This is a genomic window from Stutzerimonas stutzeri (genome assembly GCF_000935215.1).
In the GTDB taxonomy this organism is placed as follows: Bacteria; Pseudomonadota; Gammaproteobacteria; order Pseudomonadales; family Pseudomonadaceae; genus Stutzerimonas.
In genome coordinates, this window is sequence record NZ_JXXD01000068.1 from 19,860 (window position 1) to 45,679 (window position 25,820).

Here is a 25,820-nt window from a genome sequence, read left to right on the forward strand (position 1 = left end):
GATGCGCTATCAGTCCCAATCGGTCGCCTACTGGTACTTCGCGGTCGCGATGGTGTTGTTCGGCCTGCAGCTGGTGTTCGGCCTGCTCTCGGCAACCAAGTACATCGGGCCGGACCCGCTGTTGTATATCCTGCCTTTCGACGTGACCAAGGTGATTCACACCAACCTGCTGATCGTCTGGGTACTGACCGGCTTCATGGGGGCGACCTACTGGATGATTCCGGAAGAGTCGCGCGCCGAGCTGCATAGCACCAAGCTGGCCTATGTACAGCTGGTGCTTTGGACGCTGATGGGCGTCACGGCGATCATCGGCTACCTGTTCCGCTACGGCACCGGCAACAAGCTGCTCGAGCAGCCGTTGCCGCACAAGATCGTCATCGTCATCTGCATGCTGATCTTCCTCTACAACATCGGCATGACGATCCGCAAAGCGGGGCGTTTCACCACGACCGAAGCTGTGTTGATGATCGGCTTTGTCAGTGCCGCACTCCTGTACTTGCCGGCGTTGCTGCATTACGAGAACTACACGGTTTCCATTTTCTATCGCTGGTGGACGATTCATCTGTGGGTCGAAGGCGTCTGGATGATGATCATGGGCGGGTTCCTGGCCTACCTGCTGATCCGCTTGTCCGGTGCGGATCGGGAAGTCATGGAGAAATGGCTGTACGTGATCGTCGGCCTGGTGTTTCTCGCCGGCATCCTCGGCACGGCGCACCACTATTACTGGGTCGGCGTACCCACTTACTGGCTGCCCATTGGCGGGTTTTTCAGCGCGCTTGAGCCGCTCGCGCTCGTTGGCATGGCCGCCTATGCCTACGGCGCCATGCGTCGCTCGGGGCTGGCGCACCCGAATACGCTGGCGTTGCACTGGACGATCGGCAGTGCACTGTTCTCCCTGTTCGGTGCCGGGCTACTGGGCTTGGCTCATACCTGGCCGAGCGTCAACAAATGGACCCATGGCACGCTAATCACCGCGATGCACGGCCATGCCGCGTTCTACGGTGCCTACGCAATGATCGTCATGGCGATGATCAGCTATGCCTTGCCATCACTGACTGCCGGACGACGGGAGCGGGGCACGGCGCTGGGCTACTGGGCGTTCTGGCTGCAAATCACCGGCATGTTCGGCATGACGCTGTCGTTTGCCACCGCAGGCATTGCGCAGGTCTATCTGGAGCGAATCATGGGCATGGGCTATCTGGATGCACAGCTGAAGATTCAGATCCATTTCGTGATGCTCATTGCCACCGCGTCGCTGTTCACCGTGGGCGTTGCCCTGTTCATCTACGACTTCTTCCGCTACACGCCACGCTTCGTCCTGGATGATACGGAGCCGGTGCTTGCAGAGAGGGAGGTACACCCGACGTGACGTTGCCCGAATACCCGCCACTGGCGAAAGCAAGTGAGGGGGAGCCGTTCTACGTACCGTTCGGCAATGAAGTCGCGATGTTCGAGCGCTGCCATGCGCGTGGCTTGGCAGTCATGCTCAAAGGGCCGACCGGCTGTGGCAAGACCCGCTTCGTCGAACATATGGCCTGGAAACTGGACCGGCCACTGATCACGGTGGCTTGCCACGATGATCTGTCGGCCAGCGACCTGATCGGGCGTTTCCTTATTCGCCATGACGGTACCGTCTGGCAGGATGGCCCTCTCACCCGCGCCGTGCGTGAGGGGGCCATCTGCTATCTGGATGAAGTCGTCGAGGCGCGCCAGGACACCGTGGTCGTCTTGCATGCCTTGACCGATCACCGGCGCCTGCTGCCAATCGACAAGACCGGTGAGTTGCTGATGGCTGCGCCGGGCTTCCAGTTGGTGATCTCCTACAACCCGGGCTACCAGCGCATGCTCAAGGATCTCAAACCGAGCACCCGCCAGCGCTTCGTGGCCATGGACCTGGATTTCCCGGGCGAAAATGCGGAGGCGAAGATCGTCGAGCGCGAGAGTGGTGTCGACGCACCGACTTCGCGTGCCCTGGTCACGCTGGCCCGCAGGCTGCGAGCGCTGCGGGACCGCGGCCTGGCCGAGGTGCCGAGTACTCGTCTGCTGATCGCCGCGGGTGCACTCTGCGTCGATGGCATACCCGTTCGGGAAGCGTGCCTGGCGGCAATCGTCTCGCCACTTTCGGACGACGAATCCTTGGTCGGAGCGATGCGCGATCTGGTCGACGGAACCTTCATCTAGACCATGGCCGAAGCCGAGGAGGTTCTTACCGACGCTGCGCGGCATGCCACGGTCTTCGCCCAGCGCCTCTGGCGTCGCTACAGTCCTGCGCCGGACGCACCGGCAAGTCTATCGCTGAGCGAGGTGGCGGAGCGTCTGGAACTGCTGCTGTCGGCGGTGTTCGGCAACAGCTATCGGCTGCGCATCGCCCAGCCGCCGGCGCGCCCGACCTTGCTGGGCAACTGGTTCGGCCGCACGCCCAGGCCGCAGCGATTGGCGGCAGTACCGGCAACCGATGGCACAAGCATCTGGCTTCCTCGCTCGTTGGATATCCCTGATCGAGCACTGGCGGCGAATCTCTACAAGGTGATGGCCTTGCAGCAGGCAATGCGCATCCGCCGCGGTAGTGCACTGAGCCTCTGGCGCAGCCTCCCGCCACTTGCCGGGGCGCTGTACCACCTACTTGAAGTCCAAGCGGCCGAGCGTGAACTGCTGGAGGAAATGCCAGGGTTTGCTGAATCGGTGCGGGCATTGCGGGCCTGCGCATTCACGCGTCGTCCACCGCTGAGTGCATTCGGTTCGGCACGACGCCCCCTGGAGGCTCGCGTGCGTGCATTGCTGGTTGGCGAAGCTGATGGTGTTCCGCAGTCACCTACGCCTGAAGCGTCGTGCGAGCTGGCCGTGCGATTGTTGGCTGAATGGGGGCTGGAACCTGCCTCTGGAGGACGCATCGGTCAGGAGCCGCTCTTCGCAGACTGGTGGACCGGCATGCTGTTGGCACCTTCGACGCACCATCAACACTCCGCCGGTGCTCAGAGTCCGTTCGACCCCACTCAGGCAGCGCCGCAGAGCGTGCGCCTCGAACGACGCCCCGACATTCGCCAGGCGAGCCCCGATGAGGATGAATCGGAGGAAAGCGGACCGCTGATGATCCAGCTGGACGAGCCACATCCCCACGCTGAGGACCCGATGGGCTTGCAGCGGCCCATCGATCGGGACGATGCGGATGCGGAGCTGTTCGGTGAAATGCTCGGCGATCTTCCTCAGGCGCGTTTGGTGGCGTCACCAGGGCGACCCAAAGAGGTGTTGCTGGCTGATGATCCTCCGGATGCCTCTGCTATCGCGCTTGCGCCCGGCGTTTCGGTTCTGCAGCGAGGCATCGCCTATCCCGAATGGGACTACCGCAGGCAGCATTACCGCGAGCAGAACGCCCTCGTGCAGGTACGCACGGCCCCGCCGGGTAATCCGGTCTGGGTAGCGGAAACGCTCGAGTCCCATCAGGGATTGCTCGAGGGGATTCGCCGCCGCTTCGAATTGTTGCGCACCCATCGGGCCTGGTTGCGCGGTCAGGTCGATGGCGATGAGCTGGACCTGGATGCCTATGTGGATGCGGTTGCGAATCTGCGGGCTGGCAGCGGGCTGACCGATCGTCTGTACCGCACGCAGCGTTGCGCGGAGCGGAACCTGGCCATCCTGCTGCTCATCGATGTCAGCGGATCGACGGACAGCTGGATATCCCAGGGGCGACGCGTGATAGACGTCGAGCGCGAAGCCTTGTTGCTGGTCAGCATCGCGCTGCAGAGCCTGGGTGCGCCCTATGCGATTCAGGCATTCTCAGGGCAGGGCAGGGAGGCGGTGGTGGTCCGCGATATCAAAACCTTCGAGGAGGCTTATGGCCAGGAGGTAGCGCTACGCATAGCGTCGTTGGAGCCGGAGCATTACACCCGCTGCGGCGCGGCGATCCGTCACGCCAGCGCCAATCTCATGTGCCAGCCGGCGGCCCGTCGACTGCTGCTGGTGTTGTCCGATGGAAAACCTAGCGACAACGATGACTACGAAGGGCGATACGGAGTCGAGGACACCCGCCAGGCGGTTCTGGAAGCCGTGCTGCAAGGTATATCGCCGTTCTGCCTGACCATCGACCGGCAGGCCAGCGCCTACCTGCCGCGCATATTTGGCGCAACCCGTTATGCACTGTTACCACGCCCTGAGCTCCTGCCTACCGTTCTACTCGACTGGATGAAGCGTCTGGTGCAGGGATAGTTGGCCAGCATATGTCCTCGATTTTCGGCTGGGCTGACGTAAGTAGTGATTCGCCGGGCGCGGCTCGGCTTTTGCTCGGCGCGACGGGCAGGGTGACTTATGTCAATCGAGCCACTAGAATGCTTGCCCATTCTGGGGCCGGAACGCCCGGCTTATGTCTGTGCAACGAGGAAAATCCATGCAAGTTTCTGTTGAAAGCACCTCCGCTCTTGAGCGCCGCATGACCATCGGCGTGCCGGTCGAGCGCATCGAGACCGAAGTCAACAAGCGTCTGCAACAGACCGCCAGCCGTGCCAAGATCCCTGGTTTCCGTCCCGGCAAAGTGCCGATGAGCGTGATCCGTCAGCGTTACGAAGAAGCCGCCCGTCAGGAAGCGCTGGGCGATCTGATCCAGTCGACATTCTATGAAGCCGTCGTTGCCGAGAAGCTGAACCCGGCCGGCGCGCCGTCCGTCGAGCCGAAAGTGTTCGAAAAGGGCAAGGATCTGGAATACGTCGCCACCTTCGAAGTGTTCCCCGAGTTCGAAGTGGCCGGTTTCGAGGCCATCGAGATCGAGCGTCTGCAGGCCGAAGTCGCCGATGCCGACGTCGACAACATGCTGGAAATCCTGCGCAAGCAAAACACCCGTTTCGAGAACGTCGAGCGCGCTGCCGAGAGCGGCGACCAGCTGACCATCGATTTCGTCGGCAAGATCGACGGTGAGACCTTCGCTGGCGGTTCGGCCAAGGGCACTCAGCTGGTGCTGGGCTCCGGTCGCATGATTCCTGGTTTCGAAGACGCGCTCGTTGGCGCCAAGGCCGGCGAAGAGCGCGTGATCAACCCGACCTTCCCCGAGGACTATCAGAACCTCGACCTGGCCGGCAAGACTGCCGAGTTCACCGTCACCGTGAATGCCGTCGCCGCTCCGCAACTGCCCGAGCTGAATGACGAATTCTTCGCCCAGTTCGGCGTGCAGGAAGGTGGCGTCGAAGGCTTCCGTGCTGAAGTGAAAAAGAACATGGAGCGCGAGCTGCGTCAGGCCATCAAGACCAAGGTGAAGAATCAGGTCATGGAAGGGCTGGTCGCTGGCAACCCGATCGAGGTGCCCAAGGCGCTGATCGACAATGAAGTGAACCGTCTGCGCGTGCAGGCCGTTCAGCAGTTTGGCGGCAACATCAAGCCCGAGCAGCTGCCGGCCGACCTTTTCCAGGAGCAGGCCAAGCGCCGCGTTGTTCTGGGTCTGATCGTGGCCGAAGTGGTCAAGCAGAAGGAGCTCAAGCCTGATGAGGCCCGCGTTCGCGAGCTGATCGAGGAGATGGCCTCGGCCTACCAGGAGCCGGAGCAGGTCGTCGCCTGGTACTACAAGAACGCTGAGCAGTTGAACGAAGTTCGCTCGGTTGTGCTCGAAGAGCAAGTTGTAGATACTGTCCTGCAGCAGGCTAAAGTGACCGATAAGTCGGTCTCCTACGAAGAAGCTGTCAAGCCTGCGGAAGCCCCGCAAGCAGCCTGATTTCTTCATATATTCGAGTGCACAAACATAAGCCAGCCTCGTGCTGGCTTATGTCTTTTGAGGCATGACATAGGGAGTATCGTTGGAACATGTCCCGCAATCCTTTTATGCAAGCTCCGGACATTCAGGCCGCTGGTGGCCTGGTCCCGATGGTGATCGAGCAGTCCGCTCGCGGCGAGCGCGCCTATGACATTTATTCCCGACTCCTCAAGGAGCGGGTGATCTTCATGGTCGGCCAGGTCGAAGACTACATGGCCAACCTGATCGTCGCGCAGATGCTGTTCCTCGAGGCCGAAAATCCCGAGAAAGACATTCACCTGTACATCAACTCCCCGGGCGGCTCGGTGACTGCAGGCATGTCGATTTACGACACCATGCAGTTCATCAAGCCGGATGTGTCGACCATCTGCATCGGCCAGGCCTGTTCCATGGGGGCTCTGTTGTTGACCGGTGGCACCGCGGGCAAGCGTTACTGCCTGCCGCATTCGCGGATGATGATCCACCAGCCGCTGGGCGGCTTCCAGGGTCAGGCTTCGGATATCGAGATCCACGCACGTGAGATTCTGACCATCCGCGAGCGCCTGAACAAAGTACTGGCTCACCATACCGGTCAGCCGATGGAAGTGATTGCCCGCGATACCGACCGCGATAACTTCATGAGCGGTGAAGACGCCGTCAAGTACGGCTTGATCGACCAGGTTCTGACCCAGCGCCAACTGGCGGTCTGATCCCTGCAGCCTGCGATATGTGGCTGCTCCGTGGGCTTGAAAAAGCCCACGATTGCCTTCATCTTGTGTTTCAAGCCTTCCCGATTGGATCGATCGAATGACTGACACCCGCAACGGCGAGGACTCCGGCAAACTGCTCTATTGCTCTTTTTGCGGCAAAAGCCAGCATGAAGTACGCAAGTTGATCGCCGGGCCCTCCGTTTTCATCTGCGACGAGTGCGTCGACCTGTGCAACGACATCATCCGCGAGGAGGTGCAGGAAGCGCAGACCGAGAGCAACGCGCACAAACTGCCTGCGCCGAAGGAGATCAGCGGCATTCTCGACCAGTACGTCATTGGTCAGGAGCGCGCCAAGAAGATCCTGGCGGTGGCCGTTTACAACCACTACAAGCGCTTGAACCAACGCGACAAGAAAGAAGAAGTCGAGTTGGGCAAGAGCAACATTCTGCTGATCGGTCCAACCGGCTCGGGCAAGACGTTGCTGGCCGAAACGCTGGCACGCTTGCTCAATGTGCCCTTCACCATCGCCGACGCCACTACCCTCACCGAGGCGGGCTATGTGGGCGAGGATGTCGAGAACATTATCCAGAAGCTTTTGCAGAAGTGCGATTACGACGTTGAGAAGGCCCAGATGGGCATCGTCTACATCGACGAGATCGACAAGATATCCCGCAAATCCGATAACCCGTCGATTACTCGGGACGTATCCGGTGAAGGCGTGCAGCAGGCACTGCTGAAGCTGATCGAGGGCACCGTTGCGTCCGTCCCGCCACAGGGTGGTCGCAAGCATCCGCAGCAGGAATTCCTGCAAGTGGATACGCGCAACATCCTGTTCATCTGCGGTGGTGCGTTTGCCGGTTTGGAGAAGGTCATCCAGGGTCGTTCAACTCAGGGTGGTATCGGCTTCAATGCCGAGGTTCGCAGTAAGGACCCGGGCAAGAAGATCGGCGAGGCGTTGCGCGCCGTGGAGCCTGATGATCTGGTTAAGTTCGGCCTGATTCCTGAGTTCGTTGGCCGTCTGCCGGTGATCGCGACGCTCGATGAACTCGATGAGGCTGCGCTGATCCAGATTCTGACTGAGCCGAAGAATGCGTTGACCAAGCAGTACGCCAAGCTCTTCGAACTCGAAGGCGTGGATCTGGAGTTCCGCCCGGATGCACTCAAGGCAGTCGCTTCGCGCGCTCTTGAGCGCAAGACCGGCGCACGTGGTCTGCGTTCGATTCTTGAAGGTGTGTTGCTCGACACGATGTACGAGATTCCTTCGCAGAAGGAGGTCAGCAAGGTTGTCATCGATGAAAGCGTGATCGAAGGCACATCTCAGCCGTTGCTGATTTACGAGAACACCGAGCCGCCAGCCAAGGCGGCGCCTGAGGCGTAATCGAACAAAGGGGCCTGCGGGCCCCTTTGCATTTGGTCCGCCGCCTTGTTTTTTACGGTGTGTGCCCTCATCTTTGTTGCAAGGGCATCGCCCATCCGTTTACCGCCGAATGGCCGCCGTAGAGCTGAATTATGAAGACAACCATCGAATTGCCCCTTTTGCCGCTGCGCGATGTGGTGGTTTACCCGCACATGGTGATCCCGCTTTTCGTTGGCCGTGAAAAATCCATCGAAGCACTCGAATCCGCCATGGCCGGCGATAAGCAGATTCTCTTGCTGGCGCAGAAGAACCCCGCTGATGACGATCCAGGTGAAGATGCGCTGTACCGTGTTGGCACGGTGGCGACCGTGCTGCAGCTTCTCAAGCTGCCAGACGGAACCGTCAAGGTACTGGTCGAGGGCGAGCAACGTGGTGTGATCGAGCGCTTCGTCGAGGTGGATGACCACTGCCGCGCCGAAGTTTCCTTGATCGAAGAAGCTGAGGTCGACGCGCGCGAATCCGAAGTATTCACGCGCAGCCTGCTCAGCCAGTTCGAACAGTACGTGCAGCTGGGCAAGAAGGTTCCCGCCGAGGTTCTTTCCTCGCTGAGCAGCATCGATGAGCCCGCGCGTCTGGTCGATACCATGGCTGCGCATATGGCGCTGAAGATCGAGCAGAAGCAGCAGATTCTCGAAATCACCGACCTCCCGGCGCGCGTCGAACACGTACTTGCGCTGCTTGATGCCGAGATCGACCTGCTGCAGGTCGAAAAGCGCATTCGCGGTCGCGTGAAGAAGCAGATGGAACGCAGTCAGCGCGAGTACTACTTGAATGAGCAGATGAAGGCCATTCAGAAGGAGCTCGGCGATATCGACGAGGGCCATAACGAAGTCGACGAGCTGAAGAAGCGCATCGAGAACGCCGGCCTCAGCAAAGACGCCTACACCAAGGCCAACGCCGAACTCAACAAGCTCAAACAGATGTCGCCGATGTCGGCCGAGGCGACAGTGGTTCGTACCTATATCGATTGGCTGGTAAATGTGCCGTGGAAGGCTGCCAGCAAGGTGCGCCTGGATCTGGCGAAGGCTGAAGAGGTGCTGGATGCCGATCATTACGGCCTAGAAGAGGTCAAGGATCGTATCCTCGAGTATCTTGCCGTCCAGAAGCGCGTGAAGAAGCTCAAGGGGCCGGTGCTGTGCTTGGTAGGCCCGCCGGGCGTGGGTAAAACCTCGCTGGCCGAGTCGATTGCACGCTCGACCAATCGCAAGTTTGTACGCATGGCACTGGGCGGCGTACGGGACGAGGCCGAAATTCGAGGTCACCGCCGTACATACATCGGCTCCATGCCCGGTCGTTTGATTCAGAAGATGACCAAGGTAGGGGTTCGCAACCCCCTGTTCCTGCTCGACGAGATCGACAAGATGGGCAGCGACATGCGAGGTGATCCGGCGTCGGCTCTGCTGGAAGTGCTCGACCCCGAACAGAACCACAATTTCAACGATCACTACCTCGAGGTGGACTACGATCTTTCGGACGTGATGTTCCTCTGCACCGCCAACTCAATGAATATTCCTGCGCCGCTGCTCGACCGTATGGAGGTCATCCGGCTGCCGGGCTACACCGAGGACGAGAAGGTCAACATCGCCATTCGTTACCTGGCGCCCAAGCAGATCGAGGCCAACGGCCTGAAGAAAACCGAGTTGGAGTTTCAGGAGGCGGCAATTCGCGACATCATCCGCTACTACACCCGCGAGGCGGGTGTGCGCAGCCTGGAGCGCCAGCTGGCCAAGGTATGCCGCAAGGTCGTGAAGGAGCATGCCGCGGAGAAGCGTTTCCACGTGGTCGTGGACGCCGAATCCCTTGAGCATTTCCTGGGCGTTCGCAAGTTCCGTTACGGGCTTGCCGAACAACAGGATCAGGTAGGGCAGGTCACTGGCCTTGCCTGGACCCAGGTTGGCGGCGAACTGCTTACCATTGAGGCTGCTGTGGTGCCCGGAAAGGGCCGCCTGACCAAGACCGGTTCGCTGGGCGAGGTCATGGGCGAATCGATCACCGCGGCTCTTACAGTGGTTCGTAGCCGTGCCGCGAGCCTGGGCATGGCGGCTGATTTCCACGAGAAGCAGGACATTCACATCCACGTGCCCGAAGGTGCGACTCCGAAAGACGGCCCGAGCGCCGGTATCGGCATGTGCACTGCACTGGTTTCCGCGCTGACTCAAATTCCGGTGCGCGCAGATGTCGCAATGACCGGCGAAATAACATTGCGCGGGCAAGTGCTTGCAATTGGCGGATTGAAGGAAAAACTTCTGGCTGCTCATCGGGGTGGGATCAAGACCGTGATCATTCCGGAAGAAAATCAGCGTGATCTGAAAGAGATTCCTGAAAATATTAAGCAAGACCTGCAGATTAAACCGGTGAAGTGGATTGACGAGGTCCTGCAAATTGCGCTGCAATACGCGCCGGAGCCCTTGCCCGATGCGGCTCCCGAGATTGTTGCAAAGGACGACAAGCGCGAGCCTGATTCCAAGGAGCGAATCAGCACGCATTAGTCTGGAAGGCCACGTTGACACACTTCAGGCGCCCTTGTTTAATCGGCCTCTTGTGTCATAGCCATCTAGCACCGCTTTGCTTACACCCGAAAATTAAAGATACGACTCAACAGAAATAAGGGGACTTAGAGTGAACAAGTCGGAACTGATCGATGCCATCGCTGCATCTGCTGATATCCCAAAAGCTGTTGCTGGCCGCGCGCTGGATGCAGTGATCGAATCCGTCACCGGTGCCCTGAAGGCTGGTGACTCCGTGGTACTGGTTGGTTTCGGTACTTTCGCTGTCAAGGAGCGCGCTGCGCGCACTGGTCGCAACCCGCAGACTGGCAAGCCGATCAACATCGCTGCTGCCAAGATCCCGGGCTTCAAAGCTGGCAAGGCTCTGAAAGACGCTGTCAACTAAGCGTCTTTCTACCCGGCCAGTCAGCTCGCGCTGCACTGGCACGGGGCGGTTGTCGAGCAGGCTTGGCCTGCTGCAATCTGGCTTGGGGGAATAAGCCCAACCGCTCCAAAAGCTCCGAGAAGGCGCATCCCTGGATGCGCCTTTCTTTTATCCGGTTTCCACCCGCGTTGCGCATCCGATCGCGCCGCAGACTCCTGGGGGTCGCATGCTTCAGAACATCAGGGACAATTCGCAAGGCTGGATAGCCAAAACCATCATCGGCATCATCGTAATGCTGCTGGCGTTGACTGGCTTCGAGGCTATCTTCAATGCCGCGAGCAACAACCAGAATGCCGCGGAGGTCAACGGCGAGGAGATTTCCCGTTACGACCTTGACCAGGCAATGAACATGCAGCGGCGCCAGCTGGCGCAACAGCTTGGCCAGGATTTCGATGCTTCGTTGCTGGATGATCGTCTGCTTCGTGATTCCGCGCTCGGTTCGCTGATTGATCGCATGTTGCTGTTGCAGAGTGCCAAGAACGCCAATTTCGCCTTCTCCAGCGAAGCGCTCGACCAGCTGATTCTGCAAACCCCCGAATTTCAGGTTGACGGCGCTTTCAGCGCTGCACGTTTCGATCAGGTCATTCAGCAGATGGGCTATTCCCGTCTCCAGTTCCGCCAGCTGCTCGAGCAGGAAATGCTCATCGGACAGCTGCGGGCCGGCATCTCCGGAACCGGGTTCGTTACCGATCAGCAGGTTGATAACTTCGCGCGTCTCGAAATGCAGACTCGCGACTTCGCCACGCTCACCCTGCCTGCTCAGCAGGAGGCAATTGAGGTCGGTGACGAACAGATCAAGGAATACTACGAGGCAAACGCTGACCGTTTCCGTACACCTGAGCAGGTCATCGTCGAGTATGTCGAGTTGAAGAAAGAGTCATTCTTCGATCAGGTCGAAGTGTCTGACGAGGAGCTGCAGGAGCTTTATCAGAAGCAGATCGCCAATCTGGCCGAGCAGCGTCGCGCTGCGCATATCCTCATCGAGACCGGCGGTGAGCTGAGCGACGACGAAGCCAAAGCCAAGATCGATGAAATTGCTACCCGGGTGAAGAACGGTGACGACTTCGCTGCGGTCGCCAAGGAAGCCTCTCAGGATCCAGGTTCTGCGAACGAGGGTGGTGATCTTGGATTCGCCGGACCGGGCGTATATGACCCGGCATTCGAAGATGCACTCTATGCCTTGAATGAGGGCGAGGTCTCGGCACCGGTCAAATCCGAATTCGGCTGGCACATCATCAAGCTGCTGGGTGTTCAGTCGCCGGAGGTTCCTGCCTTCGAGAGCTTGAAGCCCCAGCTGGTACGCGAGCTCAAGGCGCAGCAGGTCGAGCAGCGCTTCGTCGAGACCAGCAAGCAGCTGGAAGATTCGGCATTCGAAGCATCCGACCTGGCCCAGCCCGCTCAGGAGCTCGGCTTGATGGTGCAGACCACGGAAGCCTTCGGGCGTGACGGTGGCGAAGGCATCACGGCCAATCGTCAGGTGATCCAGGCTGCTTTCAGCGACGAAGTACTGGTGGATGGCGCCAACAGCAGCGTCATCGAACTCGATCCCGATACCTCCATTGCACTGCGCGTGAAGGAACACCTGAAGCCTGCGGCTATCCCGCTTGCGGATGTGCGTGAGGATATCGTTCAGCAGCTTCAGCGCAGCCTGGCTGCCGAAGCGGCACGCGCCAAGGGTGAGCAGTTGTTGGCGGACCTGCGTAAAGGGCAGCAGCCTGATGACGGCCAATGGCAAGCCGTAGAGGCTGCCACGCGCAGTCAGGAAGGCGTTGCGCCAGCCCTGTTGCAGGCGGTATTCCGCATGCCGCGTCCAGAGCAGCAGGATAAGCCGAGCTATTCCGGCGTGGCGCTGAGCAACGGCGATTACGCGGTTGTACGCCTGAACGGCGTCAATGAGCCGGAAGCGGCGCTGACCGATGAAGAGAAGCTGAATTATCGACGCTTCCTTGCATCTCGCGTCGGCCAGCAGGACTTCGCAGCGTTTCGGCAGAAGCTGCAGGCTGAGGCGGAAATCGAAAGATTCTGACTGCCAACTGACGGACGAAACCACTCGGTTTCGTCCGTCAAACAGAGAGGACGCCCCGACTGGTTCGGGGCGTTTTCGTTTGAAGGTGTTGAGTGTCAGCGCAGCAGTTTGCGCCCCAGCCAAGGCCCTTGGCGTAGCAATGCCGCGTGAACCTGCACCAGTTCCGCGCCTGCACGCATGCGTGCCTGCAGCTGGCTTGCGGTCTGGATGCCGCCAACCGAAAGCAAAGCCATGTCATTTCCGCAGAACCGACGCAGGTGCTCGATCTGTTCGCAGGCTTGCGCCTGTCGTTGTGGGTCTTGCCAGGCCAGATAGCGCTCGCGCGTCGCCGGTGGCCCAGGGTCATGGGCAGCGAGCAGTCCGTCGAATCCAAGCTCAAGTAGCAGCCCGGCAAGCGAGAAGGGAATCTGCTCAGGAAGGCAGCGCAGCTTGGCTATCAGCGGAACCCAACGCTCACCTCTCTGATTAAGCTGATGCTGTTCTTCACGAAGCGCGGTCAGCAGGTTGTGCAACCGCGCGCCCTGATGAAGCAGCGGGGCGCTGGACGGACCGATCAGGTTCAACACGAGATAGTCAGCATGCCGCCAGGCACCGCGTAGCAACGCGCAGGTCTCGGCGGTGGAGCATCTGGCGTCCAGGGTCAGATTCACGCCTAGGCGTGCATCGCCTGGCGGGATTGGCTGCAGCCGGGCGAGCGCAGCCGCTGTCAGGCTGCCGATCTCGTTGAAGCCGAATCCCAGCGACGCGACACGCCGTCCCAGTGCACCGTGGCGGTCGAAGCCCGCCGCAATACCCAACGGCGTCGGGAATTCCAGCCCCATTACCGTGACCGGGTGGCGCGGCACCGCGCTCAGGCGGCACGCGACGCTGGTGAAATTGAGGGCGATACGATTGCGCAGCGCTTGCCAAACCATCGGCTTATCCATGGCGTTGCTCGAAGTCCGACATGAAATCCACCAGCTGTTGCACACCCGACACTGGCATCGCGTTGTATAGGCTGGCCCGCACGCCGCCAAAGGCAGCATGCCCGCGCAGATGGGTCAGGCCGCATTGCTCGGCCTGGTCAAGAAAGATCTCGGTCAGCCCTGCGTCGGCCAGTTGAAAGCAGACATTGATCGACGAACGATCCTGGACCTTCTGCGGGCAGTGGTAGAGATCGCTGCCGTCGATGTAGCGGTACAGCAGCGCGCTCCGTTGTCGAGCAGCCGTTGCCATCGCCTCAGCGCCGCCTCGTTGCTTGATCCAGCGCAGCATCAATGCAGCGACATACAGGGTGAAGGTCGGTGGTGTATTGAAACGGCTCTGTTGCTCGGCCTGGACCGCATAGCTGAACGCGGCTGGGAGACCAGCTGGCGGTGCTTGCAGAAGATCGTCGCGCACGATGACGACGCACAGCCCGGCTGCACCCAGGCTCTTCTGTGTGCTGGCGTAGATCACGCCGAAGCGCTCGACTGGAACGGGGCGGGTGAGGAAATCCGAGGTCATGTCCACAACCAGGGGCACCGGCTGCGCGGGAAACTCCTGCAGTTGTAGTCCATTGGCGGTTTCGTTGCTGGTGATATGGCAGTAGCCAGCCAGTGGATCGAGCCGCCAGTGCGCTGGTGAGGGCAGGGCGGTGAAGTCCTGATCCGCCCCACTGGCGATGACGTTCACAGGCGCGTGACGGCGCCCCTCGGCAATTGCCTTGCGTGCCCAGTGACCGCTTTCCAGGTAGTCCGCGCCTTGTCCCGGGCGCAGCAGATTGAGCGGCAACAGGCCGAACTGCGCCGATGCGCCACCTTGCATGAAAAGCACGCGATAGTTGCTCGGAATCTCCAGTAGTGCGCGCAGGTCGGCATCGGTTTCAGCCATCAGCTGTTTGAAGGCGCTGCTGGTGAAGGGGTGCTCCAGTATGGAGAGTCCGCTGCCACGCCAGTCCTGCATTTCCTCGCGGATCTGCGCCAGCACGTCGGTAGGCAGCATCGCCGGACCGGCAGCGAAATTGTAGTGCCCGGACTGCTCAGAATAGATGCAGGCCATGACTACCACTCGCCATGAGGAACAGCAGGGGAAAGGACAGGATCGTGTTGCTGCGCGACGAAAGGAAGGTGATCCGCGAGCAGCGCACACGCTCCTCCAATGTCGCTGGGACGAAGCCGAGCAGCTTCTTCTGATGCGGCCAGAGCACCAGCCAAAGGTTGAGCAGCATCAGCGTGCCAATCCAGGCACCAAGACCGATCACCGCCAGCGGTCCCTGCAGCAGCAGCGCCTCGACCAGCCAGCCGCGTTGCCAGAGCATGAACATGCCGGACACCCAGACCGCCACGGAGGCGTAGCGGAAGATGCCGTGCTCACGTTTCATCCGCGCTTCCAGATCGCTGTTCAGCGTAGCGGTGTCGATGCCGTTCTGCAGTGGCACGAAGCGCGGGTTCTGGATGAAGTTGGCGTAGTTGTGCCCGACCCAGACCAGTGCGAACAGTAGGTGCGCATAGCGGGCCAGCAGATCGAGGATCGGCAACTGCATGCTCACGTCACCAGCCAGTAACGCAGTAACAGGTAGCAGCCGAGCGTCAGCGCGAGTCCGGCGCTGACGGTGCCGCCGAACGAGTCATGGGGCAGTTTCAAGTTCCACCCCCTGACTGGCCTGTCGGGCGATCAGCGTGCCTTGCGGACGCGTGGCATCCTGCGCCAGTTCAACGGCCTGGCGAATCAGCTGGTGATGTGGGGATTTACTGCAGGCCGGGTCAGTGTTGGCACCGTTGCCGGTCAGCAGCAGCGCCTGACAGCGGCAGCCGCCGAAATCCTTTTCCTTATCGTCACAGCTGCGGCAGGGTTCGGGCATCCAGGTGTCGCCACGGTAGAGGTTGAATACCGGCGAGTCGTGCCAGATCTGCTCCAGCCGTTGCTGCCGCACGTTGGGGAAGGTGAGGTCTTTGAAGTTGCTGGCCTGGGAGCAGGGCAGCACGTTGCCGTTTGGCGCGATGGTGACGTGAATGGCGCCCCAGCCGTTCATGCAGGCCTTGGGACGACCTTCGTAATAGTCAGGGATGACGAAGAAGATGGTCAGGCGATCACCGAACCGCTCGCGTGCCTTGCGCACCTCATCTTCGGCTTTCTGCAGTTCGGCATGGGTCGGCATCAGCGCGTCGCGGTTGAGCAGCGCCCAGTTGTAGTACTGCACGTTCGCCAGCTCGAGGTACTCGACTCCCAGTTCGACGGCGAACTCGATGATGTCCGGCACCTGAGCGATGTTCTGCCGGGTGATCGGTACGTTGAGCACCATGGGAAAGTCCATTGACTTGATCAGGCGTGCCATGCCGAGCTTGCGCTCCAAGACATCGACGCCGGCCAGCTGACCTGCCACGTCACGGTCGGTGGACTGGAAACCGAGCTGGATGTGGCGTAGTCCGGCATCCTTCAGGGCGCGTAGGCGCGCCTCGGTCAGTCCAATGCCGGAAGTGATCAGGTTGGTGTAGTAACCCATTCGGTCAGCCTCGGCGACCAGCGTTTCGAGGTCCTTGCGCAGCGTGGGCTCGCCGCCGGAGAAGCCGATCTGCATCGCACCCATGGCGCGGGCCTGGGCCATCACGTCGATCCACTCGGCGGTGCTCAACTCATCCTGACGGTAATCGGCAAAGTTGCGTGGATTACTGCAGAACACGCACTGCAACGGGCATTGGTAGGTCAGCTCCAGTAGCAGCCAGACCGGGTTGCCGCTGCCGTCAAGCCTTAACTCGGATCCAGCCCTTGCCATGGGACACCTCCAGGAAGTTCAGGACGCCGTTGCGAATCGTGTCGACGTCGGATGCGTTGTAGCTGAGGGCCAGCTGGTCGATCAGCTCGGCGACGCTGGTCTTGCCGTCGCAGCGCTGCAGGATCTCGCCGCCGGTGGCGTTCAGCTTGACGATGCCTTCGGGGTACAGCAGCACGTGGGCATGCTGTGAGTCTTCCCAGCGAAAGAGGAAGGGCGGGCGGATCTCGTAACAGCTGGCGGGCAAAATTTTTGTTGTTGTCATCATGTCCATCCTCGCTCGACCGGCGTGAAGCCATGTGCGATCACGCCGGTCAGGGGCTCAGCGTACGTAGACGTACGCAGTGACTTCGAAGCCCAGACGCAGGTCGCAGAAGTCCGGATTGATCCACTGCATGGCGTATCTCCTCATTGGTTGGTGTCAGGAAAAGCAATGTCGCACCCCGAAGCTAAGGCGCTTTGCCACGGCGACTAATAAGACTTTGGGGTTGGTTGTGCCGGCTTTTGGTCGCGCTTTTCTTGCGTTGCGGGAGAATTTGCGCTGTCGGTCGGTGTCCTTGTTCGGCGTCATTTTTAAGGTGCTATTCAAGGCCTATTCTGCTCGGCTTTTTCCTCCCGCTTCGGCCTGCCCGAACCAATCGCAAACCGCCATCAACGCTGCCTCTGCGCCTTGCCATCTACTACCAAATGAGGAGCCCTCCGCTGCCATGGGTGCATACCGGAGCGAAGACCCCACTGCCTAAGATCGGTCCATGTCCTGTGCACCTTCCGGCACAGGCTCCGACAAGCAGAAGAAGAGAGGCCCATCATGATTTACGCCCAGCCCGGTACCGCAGGCGCCGTCGTATCCTTCAAGCCGCGCTACGGCAACTACATTGGTGGTGAATTCGTCCCGCCGGTCAAAGGCGAGTACTTCGTCAACACCTCGCCGGTAAATGGTGAAGTCATTGCCGAGTTCCCGCGTTCGGGCGCCGAAGATATCGAGAAGGCGCTGGACGCCGCTCACGCTGCTGCCGATGCCTGGGGCAAGACCTCGGTGCAGGACCGCGCGCTGATTCTGCTGAAGATCGCCGATCGCATCGAAGCCAACCTGGAAAAGCTCGCTGTCGCTGAAACCTGGGACAACGGCAAGGCCGTCCGTGAAACTCTGAACGCCGACGTGCCGCTGGCTGCCGACCACTTCCGCTACTTTGCTGGCTGCATCCGCGCCCAGGAAGGCAGCGCCGCCGAGATCAACGAGCACACCGCGGCCTATCACTTCCATGAGCCGCTGGGTGTTGTCGGCCAGATCATCCCGTGGAACTTCCCGCTGCTGATGGCCGCCTGGAAACTGGCTCCGGCGCTGGCTGCCGGTAACTGCATCGTGCTCAAGCCGGCCGAGCAGACCCCGCTGTCGATCATGGTATTCATCGAAGTCGTCGGTGACCTCCTGCCGCCGGGCGTACTGAACATCGTCCAGGGCTTCGGTCGCGAAGCCGGTCAGGCGCTGGCCACCAGCACCCGCATCGCCAAAATCGCCTTCACCGGCTCGACCCCGGTCGGCTCGCACATCATGCGCTGCGCCGCCGAGAACATTATTCCGAGCACCGTGGAGCTGGGTGGCAAGAGCCCGAACATCTTCTTCGAAGACATCATGAATGCAGAGCCTGCGTTCATCGAGAAAGCCGCTGAAGGTCTGGTACTGGCGTTCTTCAACCAGGGTGAGGTCTGCACCTGCCCATCGCGTGCACTGATTCAGGAATCGATCTTCGAGCCCTTCATGGAAGTGGTGATGCAGAAGATCAAGGCGATCAAGCGTGGCAACCCGCTGGATACCGACACCATGGTTGGTGCCCAGGCGTCCGAGCAGCAGTTCGACAAGATCCTCTCCTACATGGAGATCGCCCAGCAGGAAGGCGCACAGATCCTCACTGGCGGTGCCGCCGAGAAGCTCGACGGTGGCCTGGCTTCCGGCTACTACGTGCAGCCGACCCTGATCAAGGGTCACAACAAGATGCGCGTGTTCCAGGAGGAGATCTTCGGGCCTGTGGTCGGTGTGGCGACTTTCAAGGACGAAGCCGAAGCTCTGGCGATCGCCAACGACACCGAGTTCGGCCTGGGTGCCGGCGTCTGGACCCGCGACATCAACCGCGCCTATCGCATGGGTCGCGGCATCAAGGCCGGCCGCGTCTGGACCAACTGCTATCACCTGTACCCGGCTCACGCAGCGTTCGGTGGCTACAAGAAGTCCGGCGTCGGCCGCGAAACCCACAAGATGATGCTCGACCACTATCAGCAAACCAAGAACCTGCTGATCAGCTACGACATCAATCCACTCGGATTCTTCTGATGAGGGCCCCGGCGTGTGAGCTCCAGCGCGCCGGTTTATTTTGCTACGCACGTCATGTGCAGGGACCTGCGCCGCTTCTGCTGTAATCCCCCCTCGAACCGTGCGCAAGGTTCCTATCGCAACGCGGCCCCGGCCGCGTTTTTTTTGCCCGATGGCGAACCAGCCATCGCGTACATCGAACTCCCCGCCGCTGATGCGCCTCCCATCAACATGCCCCGCTGCTGAAGATGAGGAGAACCCCATGTCGCAACTGCTCGAACCCTGTTCGCTGAAACACCAGAAGCTGCGCAATCGCGCGGTCGTTGCGCCCATGACTCGCGTCAGCGCCGAAGCCGAGGGTGCCGCCAATGAGTTGATGCGCGACTACTACGCCTCGTTCGCCAAAGGTGGCTTCGGTATGGTCATCAGTGAAGGCGTCTATACCGATACGGCCTACAGCCAGGGTTACTTCAACCAGCCCGGGCTTGCGACCGAAGCTCACCGGGACAGCTGGCGGCTGGTAGTGGACGCCGTACACGATGCTGGCGCCGCTTTCGTTGCTCAGCTCATGCATGGCGGTGCGCAGACCCAGGGCAACATCCATCATGCCCGGCACGTTGCGCCATCAGCGGTGCAGCCCAATGGCTCGCAGCTGACCTTCTACGGCGGCGAAGGACCCTATGCAACGCCCGCACAGATCAGCGAAGACGAGATTCAGGAAGCCATCGCCGGGTTTGCCCAGGCCGCACGCCATGCGCGTGAAGCCGGGTTCGACGGCGTCGAACTGCACGGTGCTAACGGTTACCTGCTGCACGAGTTCATCAGCGCCGAGTTCAATCAGCGCGACGATCACTGGGGTGGAGACTTCCTCGATCGCCTGCGCTTGCCGCTGGCAGTCATTGCGGCGGTACGGGCCGCGGTTGGCGATGAATTCGTGGTTGGCATGCGTCTGTCGCAGAGCATGGTGTGCGACAGCCAGCTGAAATGGGAGGGTGGAGTGGAAGAAGCCCGGCAGCGTTTCCGTGCGCTGGCTGACGCCGGCCTGGATTATCTGCACGTTACCGAACCGGATGCCGCTGCGCCGGCTTTCGGCAGCGGGCCGAGCTTTGCTGCGATCGCCAAGGAAAGCGTTGCGATCCCGGTGATTGGCAACGGCGGCATCGTCACGGGCGAGCAGGCGGAAAAATTGCTGTCCAAGGGAGAAATGGACCTGGTCGCTGTCGGCAAGGCCGCGCTGGCGAACAACGACTGGCCGCAGCGGATCGAACAGGGAGTGCCGCTGAACGAATTCGACGGCTCGATGTTCGTGCCGATGGCCACCATCACCAACGAGCTGGCCTGGCGCAACGCCAACGATCGGCCAGCGCTGCGTACGAGTTGACATGCCTGGAAACGAGGCGTCAGCTGGATCGTGAAAACCTGGTAACAGACGGATGCCGCCCGTCGGGCACTACCAAGGCACGGCGCTGTCTCCTTCCAAAGTACCATTCTGCAAAAGGCAGAACAGGGGGCTTAATTGGGCTGTCGGAATCTTCCGGCACCATAAAAAGAGGACCGACCTATGTGGACTAAACCCGCCTTCACCGACATGCGTATTGGTTTCGAAGTCACCATGTACTTCGCAAATCGTTGATCGATCAGCCCCGGCTCCGGCCGGGGCTTCGCTTTTGGGGGCTGTCCATGTTCATCCGTATTCTTGGTTCCGCTGCGGGCGGTGGTTTTCCGCAGTGGAACTGCAATTGCGCCAACTGCGCCGGCCTGCGCGCCGGCACGCTGAATGCGAAGGCGCGTACCCAGTCGTCGATCGCCATCAGTGATAACGGTGTCGACTGGATTCTGTGTAATGCCTCGCCGGACATCCGCGCTCAGCTGGAGTCGTTCCCGACGCTGCAGCCGGCCCGTGCGCCACGCGATACCGCTATCGGTGCCATCGTTCTGCTGGACAGCCAGATCGATCACACCACCGGCCTGCTGACCCTGCGTGAAGGTTGCCCGCATGAGGTCTGGTGCACCGAGATGGTCCATCAGGATCTGACCACCGGGTTCCCGCTGTTCAACATGCTCGAACACTGGAACGGCGGCTTGAAATGGAACCCCATCGCCCTGACCGGCAGCTTCACCATTCCCTGTTGCCCGAACCTGCACATCACGCCGATTCCGTTGCGCAGCTCCGCGCCGCCATATTCGCCGCACCGCAATGACCCGCATCCCGGTGACAACATCGGCCTGCTGATCAAGGACCGCAAAACCGGTGGCACGCTGTTCTATGCGCCGGGGCTGGGCAAGGTCAGCGACGAACTGCTGGAAACCATGCGCCAGGCGGATTGCCTGCTGGTCGACGGCACTCTGTGGCGTGATGACGAAATGCTCGTGCGCGAGGTCGGCACCAAGCTCGGCAGCGAGATGGGACACCTGCAGCAGAGCGGCCCGGGGGGCATGATCGAGGTGCTCGACGGCATGCCCGCGGTTCGCAAGATCCTCATCCACATCAACAACACCAATCCGATCCTCGATGAAGATTCCGTCGAACGCGAAATCCTCGGCGAGCATGGAATCGAAGTGTCCTTCGATGGCATGAACATCGAGCTATAGCACCCGAATCGCGGCCTTCAGCCGCCTGGTGCTGCGATACGAACATCGGAACGATAAGAAAAGGAAAGACACTGCCATGATCCTGCCAGCCATGAGCCCCGCGGAATTCGAACAGGCGCTGCGCGCCAAGGGCGAGTACTACCATATCCATCACCCGTTCCACCGGGCCATGTATGCCGGACAGGCGACACGCGAGCAGATTCAGGGCTGGGTCGCCAACCGTTTCTACTATCAGGTCTGCATTCCGGTGAAGGATGCGGCCATCATGGCCAACTGCCCGGATCGCGATACGCGCCGGGAGTGGATTCAGCGCATCATCGATCACGACGGCGCGCCGGGCGAAGAGGGTGGAATCGAGGCCTGGCTGCGTCTGGCCGAAGCCGTCGGACTGGATCGCGAGCAGGTGCTGTCGCAGGAACTGGTGCTGCCGGGTGTGCGTTTCGCTGTGGATGCCTACGTCAACTTTGCCCGCCGCGCCAGTTGGCAGGAGGCCGCCAGCAGCTCGCTGACCGAACTCTTCGCCCCAACCATCCACCAGTCGCGCCTGGACAGCTGGCCGCAGCACTACCCGTGGATCGATGCCTCCGGTTACGACTACTTCCGCAAGCGCCTGAAGGAAGCCCGCCGCGATGTCGAACACGGCCTGCGGATCACGCTGGAGCACTACCGCACCCGCGAGGCACAGGAGCGCATGCTGGAGATCCTGCAGTTCAAACTCGACGTGCTGTGGAGCATGCTCGATGCCATGAGCATGGCCTACGAACTGGAGCGCCCGCCGTACCACACCGTGACCCGCGAGCGTATCTGGCACAAGGGCATCAGCCTGTAGGCACGCGTTCCGTGGGCAGATCCTGCCCACCCATGAGGCATCCGGCCCCTGTAGAGTGGACCGCCTGACGACCATGACCACGTGGCCAGGCAGCAACCTGCCCACTGGCGAGACAATGATGATGAGCGATATTCAACTGACCCAGATTCCAGCGTTGCGCCGTGGTTTCCGCTTCCAGTGGGAGCCCGCGCAGAACTGCCATGTGCTGCTCTACCCGGAAGGCATGATCAAGCTCAACGAGAGCGCTGCGGCGGTGCTGACCGAAGTGGACGGGACGCGTAGCGTCGGTGCGATCGTTGCCGATCTGCAGGCTCGCTATCCCGAGGCCGAAGGGATTCAAGAAGATATCGTTGCGTTCCTGGAGGTTGCCGTTGAACGGTTCTGGATCGAGCTTCGCTAAACCCGGCTACGAGCCCGGCCCGCCGCTCTGGCTGCTGGCGGAGCTGACCTATCGTTGCCCGTTGCAGTGCCCGTACTGCTCCAATCCGCTGGACTTCGCCCGTACTCATGAAGAACTGAGCACCGCCGAGTGGATCGAGGTGTTCCGCCAGGCACGCGAGATGGGCGCGGCCCAGCTGGGTTTTTCCGGCGGCGAACCATTGGTGCGCCAGGACCTGGCCGAGCTGATCGAGGCGGCACGGGGACTCGGCTATTACACGAACCTGATCACCTCCGGCATCGGCCTCACCGAAGAGAAGATCGCCAGCTTCGCCGAGGCCGGCCTGGACCATATCCAGATCAGTTTCCAGGCTGCCGACGAGGAAGTGAACAACCTGCTCGCCGGCTCGAAGAAGGCCTTTGCTCACAAACTGGAAATGGCCAGAGCGGTGAAGAAGCACGGCTACCCGATGGTGCTGAACTTCGTCACCCACCGGCACAACATCGACAACATCGACCAGATCATTCGGCTGTGCATCGAGCTCGAAGCCGATTTTGTCGAACTCGCCACCTGCCAGTTCTACGGCTGGGCGGAGCTGAACCGTGCAGGGTTGCTGCCGAGCAAGGAACAGCTGGTACGTGCCGAGCGCATCACCAACGAGTGGCGCGACAAGCTCGCCGCCGAAAACCATCCGTGCAAGCTGATCTTCGTGACGCCCGATTATTACGAAGAACGCCCGAAGGCCTGCATGAACGGCTGGGGCAACCTGTTTCTCGATATCACGCCGGACGGCACGGCGTTGCCTTGTCACAGTGCGCGCCAACTGCCTGTTGAATTCCCCAACGTACGCGAGCACAGCATCGAGCACATCTGGCGACACTCCTTCGGCTTCAACAAGTTCCGCGGCTACGACTGGATGCCCGAACCCTGCCGCAGTTGCGACGAGAAGGAACGCGACTTCGGCGGCTGCCGTTGCCAGGCCTTCATGCTCACCGGTGATGCCGCCAATGCCGATCCCGTGTGCAGCAAATCGGCGCACCACGGCAAGATACTTGCGGCTCGCGATCAGGCAGACCACGGCGCGCTGGGGCTCGATCAGCTGCAGCATCGTAACGAGAAGGCTTCCAAGCTCATCCTCAAGGTATGAAATCGCCCCGCAACGATTCGTCCATGCTTCATCCATCCGCAGAGGTGCTGCCCTATGGCTTCTGGCCCAGCGCCTGGAGCGCCGAGGCCGCCGCGGCCGCCAGCCAGGACTATGCCGAGCTGCGGGCCGGTCACGGGGGGCTGTTCTGGGTCGAGTACGACCCCGTTCAAGGGCGCTGCACGCTGTGGTTCTGGCAGGCCGGCAGCGCACGCTGCCTGACTCCGGACGGCTTCTCGGTACGCAGTCGCGTCTATGAATACGGGGGCGGTGCGTTCTGTCTGACCGCTCGGGGCATCGCCTTCGTCAACGAGGCAGATCAGCAGATCTACCTGCAGCTGACCAATGACGCCGAGACCGCGCCGCCAATCGCGCTGACCGCGGCGCCTGAGCGCCGTTATGGCGATCTGCAACATGACCCCGTCAGTGATGCGATTCTGGCGCTGGAGGAATCCCATGAGGCCGTTGGCGTCGTGCATCGTCTGGTGAGTATCTCCATGGTCGATGGTGCGCGTCGCGTTGTTGTGGAGGGCGCCGACTTCTATGCCGCTGCGGTGCTCAGTCCGGACGGTGCACGGCTGGCTTGGATCGAATGGGATCGTCCCGAACAGCCCTGGACCTCGTCGCGCCTGTGCGCAGCTGAACGCCTGCCTAACGAGCGTTGGGGCAACAGGCAATGCCTGGCAGGCACGGATGGAGGCGAGTCCTTGCAACAGCCACGCTTCGCCTCCGACGGCCGGCTGTTCTGCCTCAGCGACCGTTTGGGTTTCTGGCAGCCTTGCTATGAGGCAGACGGCCAGCTGCATCGGCATTCGCTGACGGCGCCCGGCGAGGCGGACGAGGCACAGGACTTCGATTGTGCCCCGGCACCCTGGCAACTGGGCACCACCAGCTACCTGCCACTGGCTGGTGGCGGCCTGTTGTTGACGCATATGGTCGATGGTTATGGCTGGCTGTTCGAGCACGCTGCCGATGGCAGCCGGCGCCAACTGGCCGAGGACTTCACCCGGTGCCGCCAATTGGCCGCCAACCAGACCCACGTGTTCTGTATCGCTGGCGCTCCGGAACGAGCGCCAGCGGTACTTGCCATCGAAAGGGCCAGTGGAGCGGTGCAGATTCTCGCCGGCGGAGCGCAGCCGCTGGCCGGCGATCAACTGTCGCGCCCGCAGCCCATGCGCTTTCCGACCGGCTATGGCGAGGTCGCATATGCTTTCTTTTACCCACCCGCCAATGCGAACTGCCGCGGCGAGCCGGGGGCCTTGCCACCGCTGGTGGTATTCGCCCATGGCGGGCCGACTTCGGCGAGCTATCCGGTATTCGATCCGCGCATTCAGTACTGGACCCAGCGCGGCTTCGCCGTGGTCGACGTGAACTATCGCGGCAGCAGCGGGTTCGGGCGGGCCTATCGACAACGATTGCGCGAGCAGTGGGGCATTGTCGACGTGGAAGACACCTGCCAGGCCGCACGGGCATTGGTGGAGCAGGGCGCGGTCGATCCGCAGCGCTTGTTCATCCGTGGCTCCAGTGCCGGTGGCTTCACGGCCTTGAGTGCGCTGGCTGCGACAGCACTGTTTCGCGGCGGCGCCAGTCTGTACGGCGTTAGCGATCCGCTGGCGCTGCGGCGGGTAACGCACAAGTTCGAAGGCGATTACCTCGACTGGCTGATCGGCGATCCGCAGCAGGTGCCGGAGCGCTTTCGGGAGCGCGCACCTCTGCACAATGCCGACCGAATCGGTGCGCCGGTCATCTTCCTGCAGGGCGGGCAGGACGCGGTGGTGCTACCTGAGCAGACTGAATCGATGGTCGCGGCGTTGCGTGATCGTGGCATCGAGGTGGAGTACCGCCTGTACCCCGATGAGCGCCACGGGTTTCGACAGGCAGCCAACCTTGCGGATGCACTGCAAGGGGAATTGCGCTTCTACCAACAGCTGCTCTGACGCGTTCCGCCGGACGGGTGGCGCGGCCAGCGATTTGACGCATTGCTTTACCTGAGCAATGCAGTAGGCTTGCGCCCGTTAGTTACAAAAAATAAAAAAGGCCGTAG

23 protein-coding genes are annotated in these 25,820 nt (G+C 61.1%); 17 read left to right on the plus strand and 6 right to left on the minus strand.

Annotated features, from left to right (window positions below; all coding sequences use genetic code 11):
- The first annotated feature begins 1 nt into the window (after position 1).
- From LO50_RS08735 to LO50_RS08775, 9 genes are all read left to right on the plus strand, one after another.
- On the plus strand, positions 2-1,369 hold the full coding sequence (locus LO50_RS08735) for a cbb3-type cytochrome c oxidase subunit I (RefSeq protein ID WP_044314731.1): 1,368 nt from the start codon (positions 2-4) through the stop codon (positions 1,367-1,369).
- On the plus strand, positions 1,366-2,181 hold the full coding sequence (locus LO50_RS08740; protein ID WP_044314732.1) for a CbbQ/NirQ/NorQ/GpvN family protein: 816 nt from the start codon (positions 1,366-1,368) through the stop codon (positions 2,179-2,181). The genes LO50_RS08735 and LO50_RS08740 overlap by 4 nt, the downstream gene beginning before the upstream one ends.
- A gap of 3 nt (positions 2,182-2,184) precedes the next feature.
- Positions 2,185-4,203 (plus strand): nitric oxide reductase activation protein NorD, encoded by a 2,019-nt coding sequence (locus LO50_RS08745; protein ID WP_044314733.1) that lies wholly within the window; start codon positions 2,185-2,187, stop codon positions 4,201-4,203.
- Positions 4,204-4,381: 178 nt separating this feature from the next.
- Positions 4,382-5,692, plus strand: a complete 1,311-nt coding sequence (tig, locus tag LO50_RS08750; RefSeq protein WP_014820285.1) for a trigger factor — start codon at positions 4,382-4,384, stop codon at positions 5,690-5,692.
- A gap of 89 nt (positions 5,693-5,781) precedes the next feature.
- A complete protein-coding gene (clpP, locus tag LO50_RS08755; protein ID WP_014820284.1) occupies positions 5,782-6,420 on the plus strand; it encodes an ATP-dependent Clp endopeptidase proteolytic subunit ClpP in 639 nt (212 codons plus the stop codon).
- Between the two features lie 97 nt (positions 6,421-6,517).
- Positions 6,518-7,798: an ATP-dependent Clp protease ATP-binding subunit ClpX gene (clpX, locus tag LO50_RS08760; protein WP_014820283.1), complete on the plus strand. Its 1,281-nt coding sequence runs from the start codon at positions 6,518-6,520 to the stop codon at positions 7,796-7,798.
- A 131-nt stretch (positions 7,799-7,929) separates the two neighbouring features.
- Positions 7,930-10,326: an endopeptidase La gene (lon, locus tag LO50_RS08765; protein WP_014820282.1), complete on the plus strand. Its 2,397-nt coding sequence runs from the start codon at positions 7,930-7,932 to the stop codon at positions 10,324-10,326.
- Positions 10,327-10,456: 130 nt separating this feature from the next.
- The gene (hupB, locus tag LO50_RS08770) at positions 10,457-10,729 is read left to right on the plus strand and encodes a nucleoid-associated protein HU-beta (protein ID WP_003282502.1); all 273 of its coding nucleotides are present in this window, start codon (positions 10,457-10,459) and stop codon (positions 10,727-10,729) included.
- A gap of 205 nt (positions 10,730-10,934) precedes the next feature.
- A complete protein-coding gene (locus tag LO50_RS08775; protein ID WP_044314734.1) occupies positions 10,935-12,794 on the plus strand; it encodes a SurA N-terminal domain-containing protein in 1,860 nt (619 codons plus the stop codon).
- A 95-nt stretch (positions 12,795-12,889) separates the two neighbouring features.
- On the opposite strand, the gene LO50_RS08780 is transcribed toward LO50_RS08775, so the two are convergent.
- The 6 genes from LO50_RS08780 to pqqA (LO50_RS24065) form a co-directional block, all read right to left on the minus strand.
- Positions 12,890-13,708, minus strand: coding sequence for a beta/alpha barrel domain-containing protein (locus LO50_RS08780; RefSeq protein ID WP_044314735.1), 819 nt, complete (start codon positions 13,706-13,708; stop codon positions 12,890-12,892).
- A 4-nt stretch (positions 13,709-13,712) separates the two neighbouring features.
- Entirely contained in the window at positions 13,713-14,813 is a 1,101-nt protein-coding gene (serC, locus tag LO50_RS08785) for a 3-phosphoserine/phosphohydroxythreonine transaminase (RefSeq protein ID WP_044314736.1), read from the minus strand.
- Entirely contained in the window at positions 14,794-15,297 is a 504-nt protein-coding gene (locus LO50_RS08790) for a urate hydroxylase PuuD (RefSeq protein ID WP_044314737.1), read from the minus strand. The genes serC and LO50_RS08790 overlap by 20 nt, the downstream gene beginning before the upstream one ends.
- A gap of 84 nt (positions 15,298-15,381) precedes the next feature.
- Positions 15,382-16,527, minus strand: a complete 1,146-nt coding sequence (gene pqqE / locus LO50_RS08795) for a pyrroloquinoline quinone biosynthesis protein PqqE (RefSeq protein ID WP_044314738.1) — start codon at positions 16,525-16,527, stop codon at positions 15,382-15,384.
- Positions 16,496-16,789 carry a pyrroloquinoline quinone biosynthesis peptide chaperone PqqD gene (gene pqqD / locus LO50_RS08800; RefSeq protein WP_014820276.1) on the minus strand — a complete coding sequence of 98 codons (294 nt, stop codon included), beginning with the start codon at positions 16,787-16,789 and terminating at the stop codon, positions 16,496-16,498. The genes pqqE (LO50_RS08795) and pqqD (LO50_RS08800) overlap by 32 nt, the downstream gene beginning before the upstream one ends.
- 57 nt (positions 16,790-16,846) lie before the next feature.
- On the minus strand, positions 16,847-16,936 hold the full coding sequence (gene pqqA, locus LO50_RS24065; RefSeq protein WP_194291615.1) for a pyrroloquinoline quinone precursor peptide PqqA: 90 nt from the start codon (positions 16,934-16,936) through the stop codon (positions 16,847-16,849).
- A gap of 396 nt (positions 16,937-17,332) precedes the next feature.
- On the opposite strand from pqqA (LO50_RS24065), the gene exaC reads away from it, so the two are divergent.
- The 8 genes from exaC to LO50_RS08835 all read left to right on the plus strand — a co-directional run bounded on the left by exaC (position 17,333) and on the right by LO50_RS08835 (position 25,713).
- Positions 17,333-18,853 (plus strand): acetaldehyde dehydrogenase ExaC, encoded by a 1,521-nt coding sequence (gene exaC / locus LO50_RS08805; protein ID WP_044314739.1) that lies wholly within the window; start codon positions 17,333-17,335, stop codon positions 18,851-18,853.
- A 241-nt stretch (positions 18,854-19,094) separates the two neighbouring features.
- Complete coding sequence (locus tag LO50_RS08810) at positions 19,095-20,213, plus strand: oxidoreductase (RefSeq protein ID WP_044314740.1); 1,119 nt, start codon at positions 19,095-19,097, stop codon at positions 20,211-20,213.
- Between the two features lie 180 nt (positions 20,214-20,393).
- A complete protein-coding gene (gene pqqA, locus LO50_RS24070; protein WP_003284930.1) occupies positions 20,394-20,465 on the plus strand; it encodes a pyrroloquinoline quinone precursor peptide PqqA in 72 nt (23 codons plus the stop codon).
- Between the two features lie 47 nt (positions 20,466-20,512).
- On the plus strand, positions 20,513-21,424 hold the full coding sequence (gene pqqB, locus LO50_RS08815; RefSeq protein WP_044314741.1) for a pyrroloquinoline quinone biosynthesis protein PqqB: 912 nt from the start codon (positions 20,513-20,515) through the stop codon (positions 21,422-21,424).
- A 76-nt stretch (positions 21,425-21,500) separates the two neighbouring features.
- Entirely contained in the window at positions 21,501-22,253 is a 753-nt protein-coding gene (gene pqqC, locus LO50_RS08820; RefSeq protein ID WP_044314742.1) for a pyrroloquinoline-quinone synthase PqqC, read from the plus strand.
- A 121-nt stretch (positions 22,254-22,374) separates the two neighbouring features.
- The gene (gene pqqD, locus LO50_RS08825; RefSeq protein WP_031298274.1) at positions 22,375-22,653 is read left to right on the plus strand and encodes a pyrroloquinoline quinone biosynthesis peptide chaperone PqqD; all 279 of its coding nucleotides are present in this window, start codon (positions 22,375-22,377) and stop codon (positions 22,651-22,653) included.
- Positions 22,625-23,779 (plus strand): pyrroloquinoline quinone biosynthesis protein PqqE, encoded by a 1,155-nt coding sequence (pqqE, locus tag LO50_RS08830; RefSeq protein ID WP_044314743.1) that lies wholly within the window; start codon positions 22,625-22,627, stop codon positions 23,777-23,779. Before pqqD (LO50_RS08825) ends, pqqE (LO50_RS08830) begins: the two co-directional genes overlap by 29 nt.
- The gene (locus tag LO50_RS08835; protein WP_044314744.1) at positions 23,776-25,713 is read left to right on the plus strand and encodes an alpha/beta hydrolase family protein; all 1,938 of its coding nucleotides are present in this window, start codon (positions 23,776-23,778) and stop codon (positions 25,711-25,713) included. The genes pqqE (LO50_RS08830) and LO50_RS08835 overlap by 4 nt, the downstream gene beginning before the upstream one ends.
- The last annotated feature ends 107 nt before the right edge of the window (positions 25,714-25,820 follow it).